The sequence below is a fragment of the Humisphaera borealis genome, assembly GCF_015169395.1.
Lineage (GTDB): Bacteria > Planctomycetota > Phycisphaerae > Tepidisphaerales > Tepidisphaeraceae > Humisphaera > Humisphaera borealis.
Window position 1 is genome coordinate 2500305 of record NZ_CP063458.1, and the last position, 15069, is coordinate 2515373.

A 15069-nucleotide genomic window follows, 5' to 3' on the forward strand; every position below is an offset into this window, starting at 1 on the left:
TCAATCCTCCATGATTAGAGATGGCGCTGCCGGGAAATCCTCCCGGCGGGTGGTGGCCGCTATCCTGCGGCCGATCGAGGTGGCGAGATGTTGACGGATGGTGGGAATCGTCAGCTCCGGATTGTTTTCCTTGCGGACGTCGGCATCAGGTTGTTTTGATGGGGTCAGCATCTGTTTCAACTTTGCTTCGAACGTTCCAATCCGGTTCCGAACTCATTGCTTCTTATCCGGCCCCTCCTCCGGCGGCTTCTTGCCCAGCCTTGCGATGCCCGGAATGTCTTCCGGCTTCACCTGGGCGGCCGCACGGTTCTCGCGGCGGATCGCGTCGTACACTTCTTTACGGTGTACGCTGATCTCCCGCGGGGCCGTGATTCCCAGACGCACCTTGTCTCCGCGGATGTCCACCACGGTTACCTCGATGTCGTCTCCGATCATGATCGTCTCATCCCGCTGACGGGATAGCACCAGCATGCTGGCTCCTTCCTGCGTGGCGGGGGGCGCATCGGCCGCATGGACCTTGATCGTTCCTCGATCGCGGTACCGTCGGCAAATGCACCGCCCGTCGGCACGGGTCGCGGCGTAAAAAGCCGGCCGCGCCATGGGTTCACGCGACGTCCGTGTCGCGCGGCGATGTCGACGGCCTTCCATGGCCGAACAACACCGCTGGTGGTGCACTGTCGGTCACCTTGATGTCCGTCTTGCCGACGGCATCAGATGCCAACAACTCTTGCTTGGGTTGAATGCGCTTCGCCTCAGGCCGACTTGGCCAGCGGAACGTCGGCGTGCAGCTTCAGCAGCGGCTGCCGGGTCGTCCACTTCTTTTCGGTGAGCACCACCTGCTGTGCCAGGCGGTTCTCGGCGTTGACGACGATCGGCCCGAGCAGGTTGCCCGTAAGCCATTCGCCGACCTTGTTGCAGATGACAAAGGACTGAATCGTCCCCGTGTCCGAAATGCTCAACTCCTCGCGCGTTTCCTCGCGAATCGGGACTTCATAGTCCTTGAAGAAGATGCTCGGATCGGTCACGACAAATGCCAGCGTCGAATCGTCCACCGACTGCAGCCAGAAGAAGTAGTTCTCCTGACTGGTCTGGATCAGGGCGAACTGGCGATGCTCGGGAAAGCCGAGCAGCCCGTTGGGGAAACTGATGATGCGGTCGTCGTCCACCGACAACCGTCCGAATCGCGAACTGAGGATCTCCATCTGTGAACTCCGTTCTTTCGGGCAGACTCCAGGGTTTTGGGCCGACGCCGGGATGCCGTACCGGCTTGTCGACCGCGGGCGCTGTCCGATTCGCCCGCCCGATCCCGACCGTTGGCTCGCCATCATGGCGTCGCATCCGGCCGATCGGTCCCGCGAACTCCGCCGCGGGGGATTCTTCGTCTACTTCACTCATCTGCCGCAGGACTTGCGCCTCGCGGGCAGATGATGCGCTCTGATTCAGATTCTACTGTGATTGCTGCAGTCGCAATGCACATCGCTTATCACACAGCAAGTCGCGTGCCATTAACAGGTGCCGGTTTATCTCTAGCCCAGAAAATCCATCAGCGACAGGCTCAGTGATCGCCCACCGGCCTGCATCGCAGCCTGAAGCGATGTCTGCAGCGTCTCGAACTTCGCGATCGCACTCGTGAAGTCCGTATCCTGCAGCTCCGACAGCAGCGCCTGCGTGGCAATGTTCTGGTCGTCCAGCCGGTCCTTGCGGGACTCGAACTCCTGCACGCGGGCACCCGTTTCGCCCCGGGTGCGGACCACGCGGTCGTAGTCCGTCTGCAAATGCTCGCCGCTTTCGGTAATCGCGGCGGCGTCGTTGTTCTCGAGCGCGTCACGAAGAGCGGCCAGGTTCGCAAACACGCCCTGCGCCGCGACGGGATTGACGTCACGGCCTGTGAGGACCGTCCCCGTCGCCGTCACGTCCAGGCCGAGGTCTTTGAGCGCGGTCGAGAAGTTCAACGCCGTAATGCCCGGCGCGCCGACACCGCCTGCGGTGTCGGTCAGCACGATGCCGTTGCCGGTCGCGGCGACCGACGCGGTCATCGTGCCTAGCGTGTCGGCGGTATTGATCTTGTCGATGACGTCCTGGATCGTGGCCGCACCGTCGAGATCGACGGTGAAGTTCGTTCCGTCACTTCGGGTAATGCTCAGGTCGTCGCCGGCGACGGTCTTGACGCCCTTGCCGAAGTTCAGCTCCGAAAGTGGGGTGGTCGCGTTCAAGCTGCGCACGCCCAAGTCCGCTGCGGTGGTGCCGCCGTTCTCCGACACTGTCATCTGTGCCCCCTGGTTGGGGTTGATGATGTCGATGCCGGTGCCGGCAGCATTGATTCGCGCCGTCACGTCGGCCCCCGAATCGTTGATCGCGTTCAGCAGATCGCCGACCGTCGCGCCCAGGCGTAGCGGCGGCGAGGTGAAGTTGACTGTGACTGTCTTGGTGCCGCTGGTGATCGTCAAACCACTTGCCACGTCGATGCCTGCACCGCCGTTGAGGGCGGTCAGAGGGGTCAGATCGGTAACGAGCGGTTGCGTGGCGGTGCCGGTAACCGGCACGCCCGCCCCGCTACCCGTGGTGGTCAGGATGCCGAGTTGCGACGCCATCGACCCGCCGCTGACTTCGTTGACGGTGATGTTGTCGCCGCCGCCGCCGGTCAGGACCAGGTTGCCGCCGCCGATTGCCGCGGTGATTCCGCCCACCGCCGCTGCGTTGATCGCCGTCACGACATCGCCAAGGGTGTCGGCGTGCGACAGGTCGACGGTTGTGGAAATGGTCCCGTTGCCCACGACGATCGATCCAGATTTGACGCCTTCGTTCGCTGCGCCGCGGAGGTCGGATAGCCGCGTGGCGGCCGTCACGCCGGGGGTCAGGTCGGCGGTGCCGGTGATCCGCGTCGAGGTCGCGCCGAACACCTCGGCACCATTGGCCATGAACGACAAGCTTGCGTTCTCGTCGACGCGGTTGAGGAGCGTCGTTCCCGACCCGACAAACTTCACGCCACCGTTCTCGCCAACTTCGAACGGGGGCTCGGTCGCCTTGTCACCGCCGAACAGGTAGACGCCGTTAAACTGCTTGTTGCCGAGCGAAACCGCCTGTTGGTAGATGCTCTGCACGACCGCGGCGGCAGACTTGCGGGCGTCGGGCGTTACATCCGATCCCACGTTCGCCGATGCGATCGTCTGCGCCTGCTGGAGCAGTGCGCTCAGGTCGCCCAGCGTGGAGTCGACCTCAGAGAGCTGGCCCTTGGCGGCATCGATGTTGTCGGCGTACGCCTTGCGCTGCTCGAGTACCTTCTGAAGCTGGATTGCCGCGGACGAATCCCCCGGGTCATCGCTCGGCCGATTGAGCCGTTTGCCGGTCGTCAATTCGTTCTGAACCTGCGCAAGCTGAGCCTGCGTGCGCGAGACGCTCGACGTGACAAGGCTGCTCCTTGTCAGGTTCGAGACGCGAGCGAGGTTGAGCGGCAGAACTGACATTTGTTGGGTCCGCCTTGGCGGACGCGATTGCAAACGACTTCAGATTGTTCCGATCAACACCCCGGACGTCCGCCAAGGCGGACCCTACCGGGCCATGTTGATCACCAGGTCCATTAACTCGTTCACCGTCGAAATCAGCCTCGCGGCGCCTTGGAACGCGCGCTGCTCGCGCATCAGGTTGACAGCCTCTTCGTCCAGGCTTACGCCGCTAAGCGACTCTCGCTGTGTCTGCAGTGTTTCGAGGATTCCCTGGGCGGCCTCGGCGTCGTTCTTTGCGCTCCCGGCGGCGGTGGCGACGCTGGTGACGACGCCTTCATACTTGTCCTTCAGGCTTTGTCCCTGGAAGGCACCGATCGGTTGCGTTTCCATCGCCGCGATCAGCCGAGCCGTCTGGTTGTCGCCCTTCTGTCCGTTCTTGGCCGCGGCAAGCATCTGCGGGTTGTCGGCGAGCGTCTGGCTGACCTTGATGTCCCGGGCAGTGCTGCCGGTGAAGAAGTTATTCACACCCAGCGAAGCCAGGACGCCACTGCTATCCTGGCTGAAGCTCAGCTCGACTGCGGCCGAGTCGGCGGCAATGGTGAGCTTTCCGGCGCTGATCGTTGCGTTTACACCGGCGATGCCGTCAAGATTCGTTCGCAGGTCGTCGAGTGTCGTATCGTCGCCGTTCAGGCCGTCGGCATCGATCTGTACCAGTGTGCTGGTCACCAGCCCGGTCGCCTTGTCCTTCACGTGGACGACGACGCTGCCATTGGCGGGCGGCTGAAGCAGGCCCGACGTCGGATCGGTCAGTGCCACGGTCGGGTCTTCGACCACATTGCTCGCTGTCACGCTAGCGAAACCTTCAAGACCCTGGCCCGAAGCGTGGATCTTGTTCAGTTCGAAGATCATCGATCCGGCGATCGCATCGACATCCTTGATCACGCCACCAACCGTCTTCCGCGACTCGACCAAACCAGCGATCTGGCCGCTCTTGAGCGACACCGTACCGAGATTCGCCTTGAACCGAACTTCCGGTAAGGGTTCCTCGGCAGTGCCGGCGTTAACCAGCGTGAGCCCGCGGGTTTCGCTGCCCAACACCAGCGGCTCGGAACCGACATAGACGTTCAATGTTCCGTTCGGCTGTTCGACGGTTTTGACGTCGATCAGCGAGGCCAGCTCACGCACAACCGCATCGCGCTGATCGCGGAGATTGTTTGCCTGGCCGGCACCACCCTCGACGGTCGAAATCTGCACGTTCAGATCGCCGATCCGTTGCGACAGCGAGTCGGCCTGACTGATCAGTGCCGGCAGACGCTGGTCGATCGTCTGCTGAAGGCTGTCGAGTTGGCCGCGAGAGTCGTTCAACCAGCTCGCCAGGGCCTGGCCATTTTGAATGACGACCTGCCGAAGGCCGATATCCTGCGGCTTGTTCGCCAGATTCGACCAGCTCGAGAAGAACGCCGACATGCGGCTCGACAGGTCGGTGTCGCCGAGTTCGTTCAGCACCGATTCCACCTGCCCGAGCCACTGTTGCTGGGTCTGGGCGGCGTCGTTCTCACTGAGTGCGGCGCGAACGCGGCCTTCGAGGGCTTCGTCAATCTGCCGTCGGACGGCGTCGATCTGGACGCCCGAACCCAAGAAGATCCCATGCCGCACCATCTGGTCCCGCGACGCCGACAGGTCCGTGACCTGGCGCGTGTAATCGGCGTTGCCGGCATTGCTGATGTTGTTGCCGGTGGTCTGGATGGCGGCCTGGTGGGCCGTCAGTGCCTGTTTGCCGATGTTGAGGGAACCGATGAGGGACATCGAAAACTATTCAGTAGATCGTGATACGTCAGTAGGACCAATCATCCGACGGCTTCTATGCTGCCTAAGCGCCTTGTAAGCTTTGGCGCGCCGTATTTCGTATAGGTTCCGCCCTTTTCGACTGCACTCGCCAGCAGCCGAACGGCGGTATTCAGATGCCCCAGGAGCGACTGCGCGATCTTCGCTGTCACGGCGGTCTTGTTCTTGATCTCGGTCGCGAGCGACTTGAGTTCATCCCGCATCGTCAGGAACAACATCCGGTGCGACGGGAATGCCGTCGCGATTCGGCTCAGCGTGGGTTCGCCGGCAATCTTGGCCTGTCGGGCCAGGTTCGCGACGACCAACCGCCGCCTGGCTTCCGACTGAATGATCCGCGTGCGGCACTGCTCTTGGGCGGCAGCCAATAGCTCGATCTGGCCGGCATCCATCGCCCGCATCGCCTTGTCATGCCGAAGAACGACGTCCAGCAGCCGACGGTGCTCCTCGACGAGTGACTTGAGGCACTCGGACAGGCGATCAAGATCGGAGAGCGGGATGGACATTGATCTTCACATTCCGGTAGGGGTTGGTGGCTTCCTTGGCGCCGGTGTCGGTTTCAATTCCCGTCGGTCGGCCGGCATTGACCGCGTCGTACGGCCTGCCGGGGACTGGCGTCTCGGCCTGACCACCCTTGGCCTGGGTGGCATACGCTTTTTTGGCTTTGGTGAACTTGCTGACGACCGAATCGACCAGCTTCTTTCCGGCCCCGCGGGACATCTGCTCGACCAGCTTCTGGTCATACATGCTGGAAAAAGCCGCCCCGCCACGACCGCCTTCGAAAAGGTCGCTCTTGAAAGGGCTGTCGCGCATCTGCTTCAGCATGGTGCCGAAGAAGGTCTGGCTGACGAGCTGGCGGGCCTGGGCTTCGAGGCGGGCTTCCTGGGTCTGCGCGGGCGCGGCGTTGATCGGCAGCAACCCCTTGATGTCGTTCACCGGGACCGACGTCGCGGGCATGCTGTCGCGCGGCTTGGCCTGCCGGTAGACAACGCCGGAGAGGTCGAGACCTTTCAGCTTCTTGTCGAGGGTTCCCTTGGCAACGCCCGGACGTTCGCCGGGGCTGAATGGGAGCAGGCTGGTGGGTGCTTCAATTCGCATGATGCGTCTCCGACGCTCGCCAGCCACTCACACGGGAAGTGGTCCGTGCGGCAGGGCATTTACGGCAGGAATCCTTCCTGCTTCGCGAGGCCTCGATGACCTCGCTCTGCGGGCATCTCTCCGCCCGCTGCTTTCTTATCGGTCGTCAGGGGTGATTTGCTGCAGCCCCCCGGACAGAATCCATTCGAACGCCAGCGCGGCCCGGCGATATGTACGGCAGTAGCCCAGCAATTCTGAACGGCCAACAACAGGATCATGCACATGAACATCCGGTCCTTCGCAGTCCTTGTCAGCCTCGTGCTGATGACAAACGCTCCGCTTCCAGCCGCGGAGCAGTCGACCTCGGACTGGCCGATGTGGCGAGGCCCGGCCGGCGATGGGCGCTCGACGGAAGCCGCATTACCGACCAAGTGGTCTGGCAGTGAAAACATCGCCTGGAAGACGAAGATCCCCGGTGTCGGCCATTCGTCGCCGATCATCAGCGGCGACCATATCTTTGTGACAACGGCGCTCGAAGAGGAAACCCAGCGGGCGCTGATCTGCCTCGATCGGAAGACCGGAAAGATCATCTGGCAGAAGAACATCGTGCGGTCGATGCTCGAGAAGAAGCACCGCCTGAACAGCTATGCCAGTGCCACCCCGGCAACTGACGGCAAGCTGGTCTTCGTTACGTTCTTCGAACAGCCGAAGATCCAGATCGCCGCGTTCGATTTCAAAGGGAATGAAGTCTGGCGGGTGTCGCCGGGCGAGTTCAAGTCGGTCCACGGGTTCTGCTCATCGCCCGTCATCTACAAGGATCTGCTGATCCTCAACGGCGATCAGGACGCCGAGGCGTACCTGGTCGCGTATGACAAGGCGACGGGCAAGGAACGCTGGCGGACTGACCGCCCCAACAAGACCCGCAGCTACTGCACGCCGGTCATCGTCGAACTGGCCGGCAAGCCACAGATGATGCTGTCAGGGAGCAAATGCGTCGCCAGCTACAACCCAATGACGGGCGAGCAATACTGGATCATCGACGGTCCGACGGAGCAGATGGTCGCAAGCCTGGTCCACACCAAAGGGATCGTGTTCGTCACTGGCGGATTTCCGGAGCTGCACGTGCTGGGAATCGATCCCGCCGGCGCCGGGAATGTCACCAAAACGCACATTCGCTGGCACGACGGCCAGAACAAAGGCGACCGCCGACTGGCCAGCTATGTTCCTTCGCCGGTGGCGTTCGGCGACTGGTTCTTCCTCGTCTCCGACGGCGGCCTGGCCACCTGCTTTGATGCCCGGTCCGGCGAACGCCTCTGGCAACAGCCACTCGGAAAACACCACAGTTCATCGGCGGTAGCCGGCGCGGACGGCATGCTCTACTTCACGAGCGATGCCGGGGAAACGTTCGTCATCAAGGCAGACGGGAAGTTCGAGCTCGTCGCGAAGAACTCGCTGGGGGAAGACGTCCGTTCATCGCCGGCGATCAGTGGCGGGCAGATCTTCATTCGGGGGGTGGAGAACCTGTATTGCATTGGGGTGCCCAAATAGGATGACTAGGCAGTGAACTAACCTGATGTCATCAGGACGAAGGTCTCTCCGGTCGAATCATCCCATACGATCCTAGTGCTTCGAATGGGCCCTCCGCCGGTCGGTGCAACTGAGCTTGTACCGACGGTGTGCAACTTCGGCTGTGCGAGTGGCGGGGCATCCAGCCACCACTCCACTTTCCGAGTGGACGCGACTGCAAATGTACTGTCCCACAACTGCTTCCATGACATGGTCCCCGCGAGATACGCGTTGTACGAGGAATTCTCTTCAGAACGCGAGGTTGCAACAAGCTGCCTGACGATCTGAGGATCGACCTTGAATCGCATCAACGTCATCATGTCGCCGGGGCCACCGGCATAGAACCGCTCGACATACAGATCCTGCAGTGCAGCCGGTGGGTCAACGCCGAACGCATCGCGAAACGCTCCCCGACGCAGGGCGTCTCGCACCAAGATCGTCTGCACAGCAGCAATGATCAGGGCAACAGCTCCAACGCGCATCAGCATTCGGCGACTGCGCGGCCGCAACGGATTGCGGGTCATCCAGGCTGCCAACCCGGTCATCACCGCCCCGATAACGCCAGCGCCAATCGCTGAACAAGCCCAATCGCCGGAATACATCGCAACCGCAGCTCCAGATAAAATGCCGCCGAACATTGCGAACGAAGAAACCCTTCTTGGCGCAACCCTGGCCTGCGATTGCGTTCCTGGCATACTGCTTCCCTCCACTTTCACATCGCTTCCCCGCTACTTCGGCTCCAGGCAATACACCGCCCCGCTCGTATCACCGACGACCACCACGCCCTGGCCGATCGCGGGCGAGCCTTCGATCGCTCGCGACGCCTGGAACTCGTCGAGCTTTTTCCCGGTCTTGAGGTCCAGTACGTAGAGTTTCTTGTCCCGGCTGCCGACGTAGACCTTGCCGCCGGCGATGGCAGGACTCGAATTGACTTCGCCCCTGGTCGCGAATGTCCACTTGCCGGCACCCGTCTGTGCGTCGATCGCGTGAACCAGCCGGTCACGCGCGCCCACGACAACGATTCCTTCCGACACCGCCGACGACGAATAGACCATCGCACCGTCTTTAACGTTTTCATAGGTCCAGAGGATTTTCGAGCCGTCAGCGGCGATCGCCAGCACGCGGCCGCCATCGGTGCCGAGGATGATGCGGTCGGGTAGCAGCGCGGGTGAGCCCGGCGCCAGCGACTGCAACTCGACGGCGAACTTTTCCTTGCCGTTTTCGATCTGGATCGCCCGGAGCTTCGCGTCGCACCCCGAGATGAACGCCAGGCCGCCGCCAATCGCCGGGGCGGCGTTTACGCGATCGCCGGTTTCAACCTGCCAGACCTTCTTGCCGTCGTCGGCATTCACGCAGATGACGTTTGCACCGTCGTCGCCGAAAATCAGCTTGTTTCCGAACACGTTCGCACTGGCATGGATCGGCTGTCCCGATCCCGTATCAAACGTCCAGAGCTTCTTTCCCTCCTCGGCCGACACGCAATGGAACAGGCCGCCGAGGTCGCCGATGAAGACCTTTCCGTTCACCACCAGGGGGCTGGCTTCAAAGCCTGCCTCGATGGTGTAGGTCCATTTAGGCTTGCCGGTCGCCAGGTCGAGGCAAAACAGTCGCCCTTTGACGTCGCCGATAAAGACCGAACCGCCGGAGATGACAGCAGAGCCTTCGAACGGGCCGGGTTCATCGTGTTTGAACGTCCAGCGGGCGGTCAGCGTGCCGGCTGGAAGCGCCTTGGCTTCGCCGACGAGAGGACCGCCGCCGTGGAACGCCGGCCAATCCGATGTCGGCGCGGCAGCCGGTGCGGGAGCGGCCGCGGCGGGCGCTGCGGAATCGGCGACGATCAGCCGCGGCAAGGCGACGGCGGCGAACGCGACACCGGCCACTGCGGCAATCAGAGGTTTCATTCGCATGGGGTCGTCCTCGGATACTTGCTGTCACTCAATCGGTTAGCGTTCGCATCGCGAGTGCACCCTTGCGTGTTCGACGAGGGTGTCCTCGCTGATGCAGCATTTTAATGTAACGCAATAGTTAAATGGCCGTCGCTTCGTGATCTAACAGTCTAGACCAGAGGATTGTTGAGGGGGAATGGGCGGGGATTAAACGCGGCAAATCCGCCGGACGGCGAGCAAGCTCGCCGGCTACAACTTAGCAAGCTGTTGCCAACCGTCACGCCTTGCGGCCGGACTTGAGTGGATCTGCCTTCCCCGCCTGCTGAAACGCCGATTCTCGCCCGCGGCAGGCTCGGCACGCCCAGCAGGGTTCAGGACCCTGCTCGCTGCAACTCCACGTTCGGTCGAACGGCGCGGAAATGTTGAAACCGAGGTCAACCACCTGCCAGGGCTCGAGTTCCATCAAGGGAGCCTGGATATCCAACTGGGGCTGGCCGCAGGTCATCTGGAGCATTTCCTGCCAGACCTGGACGAACTCGGTTCCCTGGGCCAGTTCGTCGGTCAGGTTGCCGATTTGCAGACCGAGATAGATGCTCGTCGCGCTGTAGTGGACGGCAAAGCGGGCCGCGACGGCGACGGCGGGCAGAAGATCGACTAGCAGGGGTGCCACACTGGCGGGCGTTCGAGGGTCAACCGTCGAGGCCTTGGGTTCAACCGCCCCGCCGAGCCCATCAAGGAATCCCATCGGAACGGTGTGCTCCCGATACGGCTTAAAGTGCGCCACCTGCTGCTCGTACGCCGCCCGCCTTCGCCCGCCCATCTGGTCCGATGTCTGCACGTGTAGCATCACGGGACGGTACTTCTGGATGGCCAGGGCACAGGTGACAGCCGAGTTGAGGCTGCCGTTGTTCAGAACGATCGCGAGGTCTTTGGCCATGCTGGCTCGAGGCGTAGGGTCCCAGAAATGTCCGGGCGGGCACGAACGATCGCGTGACCGCCCCTATAACCGACGCGGTGTTTGTAACAGCGCACTGCAAACCACCCAAATCCGGGCCGGGTTGCGACAATTCCGGGAACGGCAAACATTCCGCCTGTCATCCTGCCAACGTTCCGTAAACGTTTGTCATTAGCCACCCGATAAGAGTTCAGGTGGAGTTCCCGTAACGTCCCGCTCGGCCGCCGCATCGGAGATAACGTGCCCCAGAATGTCCTTCCCCATCTCCGGATTTACTCGCTCACCCGCCTGACCGAAGCCCGCGACCCCGAAACGCTGGGGCACGTGGAGCGGGTTTGCGCCTACGCGGGCATCCTCGCCCGCCGGCTCACGACCCACCGCCGATTCCGCGCGACGGTCGATACGGCGTTTATCCGCCGGCTCACGGTTGCCGCGGCGTTGCACGACGCGGGAAAGGCGGCGATTCCTTCCAGGATCCTGCTCAAACCAGCGCCCCTGAGCGACTTTGAAGCCGCCATCATGCGACAGCACACGACGCTCGGCGCTGACGCCGTCCGCGAGATGCTCCGCGATCACGTCGATCCGATGTTCCGCGAGATGGCCGTCGAGATCGCGCTGACCCATCACGAACGATGGGACGGCACCGGCTATCCCTATGGGCTTTCCGGGGAGCAGATCCCGGCGAGCGGGCGTATCGTCGCACTGGCGGATGTGTATGACGCACTGACGAGCAAACGCACCTACAAGGACGCGTTCAGCCATGAACTGGCCCGCGGCGTGATCCTCCGAGACCGCGGATCGCACTTCGATCCGGCAGTGGTGGATGCCTTCCTCGCAAGCGAGCAGGCGATGATCGACGCCGCCATCGATTACGCCGAACGCAAACGCCAGGCGGCATAAGAAAGTGCTGAGTGCTGAGTAGAGAATCTCTACTCAGCACTCAGCACTTCTTCTCTTAACGCAGCACTTTGAGCGTTACCTCTCCACACCGTTCACAATCAACTTCGCGTGCAGTTTGCCTGTGCGGTGAAGCTCCTTCACGATCGCGATCCGGTCATCCGGCGGAACCTTGAGCTGGTCAAACGCCAGCGCCAGGTCCTGAAGCTTGGCACCGCCCTGCTGCGTGGTGTCCATGGCGACAACATCCTTTTGCGTAGTGATCGGCGTTCTGGGCGTGGGGATTGGCTTGGGGTCGATCGTACTGATGGTCAGGCCCTTGTGACTGATGACCACCGGGCTGATTTCGACGTCTCCAGTAACGATGATCGTGCCGGTCTTCTCGTTGACGATCACGCGGGCCTCGGTCGGTAACTGCGGAACCGGGAGCCGCTGCACCCGCGAAATGAACGAATCTGGCCGCTGCCGGTCGGCGGCGGGAATCGTGACGATGATGTTCTTGGCATCCACCGCTACCGCCAGGATCTCGGCTCCGTCGCCTTCGGCGTCGTTGATTACCTTGGCGATGGTGCTGGCGACCGTCCAGCTGGCGCTGGGTTCTTCCAGGATCAACTCGAACCTGCCTTCCTGGATCGCCCGGGCCGGCAGGTCGGCTTCCATCACACAGCCACCTTTGACGACGCCGGTCAATGGGTTGGTCGGGTCTTCGATGACGATCGGTCCTTCGCACAGCGCCAGCGGAAGTCGGGGCTGGTTGCTCGGCTCGGGCATGGGCCCCTGCATCGGCGTGACGAAGAGGTAGCCGCCGCGCAGCGAGTTGGCCGCGCCCAGGCTGATCACCCGCACGTCCAGGTGGTCGCCGTCGCGAACACCGTTGCTCGGAATCGTTGCGATCAGGCTGACGATCGCGACGTTCTTCGCATTCTTGAGGTCGATGGGCATCGTCGGGTTCGAGAACCGCGACAGCATTGCCGCCAGCGGCTTGATCGCCGGCATGAAGTCGCCCCCGTCACCTGAACCCTTCAAGCCATACACAAGGCCGACGCCGGTCATGACGTTGGTCCGCTGCCCGCCGATGCGGGTGATGTCAGCAACCTTGACCGCCAAGGCAGGCTGGGCCAGGACAAGCACGATGAGGGGGATGAGGTAGCGCATGGGGAGTAGTCAGTACTCAGTAGTCAGTAGTCGGTAGTCGGTAGTCAGAGATCAAAGGTCGGAGGGGCATGCGGCTTCTCGGACCACTGACCACCGACTACTGACCACTTCTCTTCAGAACGGCGAGATTGCGTCCAGGATCTCGTGCAGCCAGCTCCGCTTGGTCGCCGAGCGGACTGCGCCCTTGGTGTTCTTCTCGACGCGCAGGTCGTACATCTGGGTGCTCAGGACAGTGTTGTCCGCGATAACGTCTTCGACCCGGCAAGTACCGTTGAGCACGAACTGTTGCTCTTCGTCATCGGTCTTGATCGTCTTGCGGGCCTGCACCACGAGCGTGCCGTTGGGCTTGACGTCGACAACCTCCCCCGTGATTCGCGCCGTCAGGCTGTCGGTCCGATTGGCCGTGCCTTCGCTCTTGAAGTCTCGAGTGCCGTTGGCCTTGAGCGAAGGCGGCGTGGGACCGATTCCTCCGCCCTCCACTTCCCAGTTTTTCAGTCGCAGCTTGATGAACTCGTCGAGGCTCGCTTCGAGAGAGCCTTCCCGCTTGGTGTCGGTCTTGCCCTTGACGGTGAAGGCACTTTCTTCGCGGATGATGATCGTGATCAGGTCGTGCTTGCGGATCGTCCTGGGCTCGGGCTCGGGGATGGCATAGAAGCTCACCTCGCGGGCCCGCTTGGCATCGGGCGGGAGCGGCGGCATCGAGCGGATCTGCGCACGGGCGAGCGATCCACCGCTCCGCTGCACTGCAACCGCCGCTTCATTGATCCCCGGATCGTATTCCATCTTGACCGGCTGCTGGCTTTCCGCGGTCGGGCGACCGGACGGCATCTGCGGCGCCTTGGCTGGTGGATTGGCAGCAAACGCGCCTGTCGCCCCCAATGCGAGGACGGTGGTCAGGGCGGCGTCCTTCGATCTTGATCGCTTCGACATCCTTACGTCCTTTGTGCTGGCACTCGTCATCGCTCCGACGATCAGGTTCCCATCGACGCTTCCTGCGGGCCGGTGAGAATCACATCAAACTGTTCGTTGGTCGTGTCGTTCTTGACGCGAATCCGCTGCCCCTTCGATCCCGTCTCCATCGCCCGGACGACGGTCTTCAGTCGCACCGCGCCGTGGGTTGAAGTGACCGTCACCAGTTGCCCGTGTTTGGCCATCGGCACCGATTCGAGCATGCGGCCGGTCAGCACCATCCCGGGCTTGAGATCCCGGGCCGCCTGCTGCCCGATCGCCTGATCGGAACGAACCAGCGGTTCCTCCGACAACCGATCGACAAGCGTTCGCTGCTCCTGGACGTCGGCGGCGGAAATCGGTGCCCGCGCCGAAATCGGCCGGGTGACGACCGCCGCCGTCTGCCAGGCGCGGGCATTGGCGGCAAGGATCGCCCTCTGCGACTTGTCGCCGGCGGCCATCGTGACCGTCCAGCTGACTTCGCCGAGATTACGCACGCGCTGGGGTTCAAGGTTGAACTTGAACTGCGGCTCGCACAGATTGAGCAGCCGCTCGTCCTTCGGGTTGAACACGACCTGGAGTTGGTCCACGGGCACGTTCAGGCGGGCCGAGAGGTCCTGTACGACGATCTCGCGCAAGGTCCGGACGGAAGACGGCTCACTCCCCGTGACGTCAGCACTGCCTGCCTTCGTCGACGCCGCTGTAACGACCGGGTCGCGATCGGTGATGACCACCTTCTGCTCACTGGCATCGATCCATTTTGCCAGGGCACCGTCGGTATCGGGCTTGGCGTCCGAACGATTGACCGAACAGCTCATCGGACCGGCGAACTTAACCAGGCCGATGTTGACGCCGGCGTCGGCGAGGGCTTTGCGGATGTGCTCGATCTCAATGACGCGATAGGGTCCGCGGGCGTCGAGACGGGCGATCACCAGTTCACCGGACTGCTCGAAGAACGCCGCGTCCCGGTTGCTCCAGCGTGCGACCTGCTTCAGCCGGACCTCGGGGCCGAATGTGGTTGCTTCCGCGCGAAGTTCCAGCGTGCCGCCGTCGGCGAGGAAAGGTCGCGGAGAGATGAATCGCTCGGCCGGCATCGCGGGCGACGCAGCGGGCTGGCCGCTGATTTCGATCGGCGTATTGGTGGCGACTTCCGCGCCGTAGCCCCATTGGGCGAACAACGTCTGCGTCGCCCAGGCGAGGATCGTCAATCCCAGCGAAAGGCGGACGAGCTGCTTCTTGGTGAGTGGGCGTCCATTCCCGTAGTACATGGCGACCTCCGGTCGCTGAAGTTAGGAGTTGG

The 15069-nt window shown here is 62.6% G+C and carries 15 protein-coding genes; 2 read left to right on the plus strand and 13 right to left on the minus strand.

From position 1 onward, the window contains the following. From IPV69_RS09240 to IPV69_RS09270, 7 genes are all read right to left on the minus strand, one after another. On the minus strand, nucleotides 1-180 hold the full coding sequence (locus IPV69_RS09240) for a hypothetical protein (protein ID WP_206294815.1): 180 nt from the start codon (nucleotides 178-180) through the stop codon (nucleotides 1-3). Nucleotides 181-213: 33 nt separating this feature from the next. After that, nucleotides 214-471: a carbon storage regulator CsrA gene (gene csrA / locus IPV69_RS27535; protein ID WP_206294816.1), complete on the minus strand. Its 258-nt coding sequence runs from the start codon at nucleotides 469-471 to the stop codon at nucleotides 214-216. A 281-nt stretch (nucleotides 472-752) separates the two neighbouring features. Then, entirely contained in the window at nucleotides 753-1202 is a 450-nt protein-coding gene (gene fliW / locus IPV69_RS09250) for a flagellar assembly protein FliW (RefSeq protein ID WP_206294817.1), read from the minus strand. Nucleotides 1203-1526: 324 nt separating this feature from the next. Continuing rightward, a complete protein-coding gene (gene flgL, locus IPV69_RS09255) occupies nucleotides 1527-3464 on the minus strand; it encodes a flagellar hook-associated protein FlgL (protein ID WP_206294818.1) in 1938 nt (645 codons plus the stop codon). Between the two features lie 84 nt (nucleotides 3465-3548). After that, nucleotides 3549-5249 carry a flagellar hook-associated protein FlgK gene (gene flgK, locus IPV69_RS09260; protein WP_206294819.1) on the minus strand — a complete coding sequence of 567 codons (1701 nt, stop codon included), beginning with the start codon at nucleotides 5247-5249 and terminating at the stop codon, nucleotides 3549-3551. A gap of 41 nt (nucleotides 5250-5290) precedes the next feature. Beyond that, nucleotides 5291-5791 carry a flagellar export chaperone FlgN gene (gene flgN / locus IPV69_RS09265; RefSeq protein ID WP_206294820.1) on the minus strand — a complete coding sequence of 167 codons (501 nt, stop codon included), beginning with the start codon at nucleotides 5789-5791 and terminating at the stop codon, nucleotides 5291-5293. Beyond that, the gene (locus IPV69_RS09270; RefSeq protein WP_206294821.1) at nucleotides 5766-6383 is read right to left on the minus strand and encodes a rod-binding protein; all 618 of its coding nucleotides are present in this window, start codon (nucleotides 6381-6383) and stop codon (nucleotides 5766-5768) included. Before IPV69_RS09270 ends, flgN begins: the two co-directional genes overlap by 26 nt. Nucleotides 6384-6644: 261 nt before the next feature. On the opposite strand from IPV69_RS09270, the gene IPV69_RS09275 reads away from it, so the two are divergent. After that, nucleotides 6645-7910, plus strand: a complete 1266-nt coding sequence (locus IPV69_RS09275; protein ID WP_206294822.1) for an outer membrane protein assembly factor BamB family protein — start codon at nucleotides 6645-6647, stop codon at nucleotides 7908-7910. 17 nt (nucleotides 7911-7927) lie between these two features. Here the strand turns inward: IPV69_RS09275 and IPV69_RS09280 are convergent, their stop codons facing one another. The 3 genes from IPV69_RS09280 to IPV69_RS09290 form a co-directional block, all read right to left on the minus strand. Continuing rightward, nucleotides 7928-8623, minus strand: a complete 696-nt coding sequence (locus IPV69_RS09280; RefSeq protein WP_206294823.1) for a hypothetical protein — start codon at nucleotides 8621-8623, stop codon at nucleotides 7928-7930. A gap of 33 nt (nucleotides 8624-8656) precedes the next feature. Beyond that, nucleotides 8657-9835 carry an outer membrane protein assembly factor BamB family protein gene (locus tag IPV69_RS09285; protein WP_206294824.1) on the minus strand — a complete coding sequence of 393 codons (1179 nt, stop codon included), beginning with the start codon at nucleotides 9833-9835 and terminating at the stop codon, nucleotides 8657-8659. Between the two features lie 256 nt (nucleotides 9836-10091). Next, nucleotides 10092-10751 carry a 7-cyano-7-deazaguanine synthase gene (locus tag IPV69_RS09290; protein WP_206294825.1) on the minus strand — a complete coding sequence of 220 codons (660 nt, stop codon included), beginning with the start codon at nucleotides 10749-10751 and terminating at the stop codon, nucleotides 10092-10094. Between the two features lie 258 nt (nucleotides 10752-11009). Here IPV69_RS09290 and IPV69_RS09295 point away from each other — a divergent pair, with 258 nt between their 5' ends. Then, entirely contained in the window at nucleotides 11010-11669 is a 660-nt protein-coding gene (locus IPV69_RS09295; RefSeq protein ID WP_206294826.1) for an HD-GYP domain-containing protein, read from the plus strand. Between the two features lie 75 nt (nucleotides 11670-11744). On the opposite strand, the gene IPV69_RS09300 is transcribed toward IPV69_RS09295, so the two are convergent. From IPV69_RS09300 to flgA, 3 genes are all read right to left on the minus strand, one after another. After that, nucleotides 11745-12821 carry a flagellar basal body P-ring protein FlgI gene (locus IPV69_RS09300; RefSeq protein ID WP_206294827.1) on the minus strand — a complete coding sequence of 359 codons (1077 nt, stop codon included), beginning with the start codon at nucleotides 12819-12821 and terminating at the stop codon, nucleotides 11745-11747. Nucleotides 12822-12935: 114 nt separating this feature from the next. Then, nucleotides 12936-13751 carry a flagellar basal body L-ring protein FlgH gene (locus IPV69_RS09305; RefSeq protein ID WP_206294828.1) on the minus strand — a complete coding sequence of 272 codons (816 nt, stop codon included), beginning with the start codon at nucleotides 13749-13751 and terminating at the stop codon, nucleotides 12936-12938. Nucleotides 13752-13792: 41 nt separating this feature from the next. After that, nucleotides 13793-15037, minus strand: coding sequence for a flagellar basal body P-ring formation chaperone FlgA (gene flgA, locus IPV69_RS09310; RefSeq protein WP_206294829.1), 1245 nt, complete (start codon nucleotides 15035-15037; stop codon nucleotides 13793-13795). Nucleotides 15038-15069: the final 32 nt, after the last annotated feature.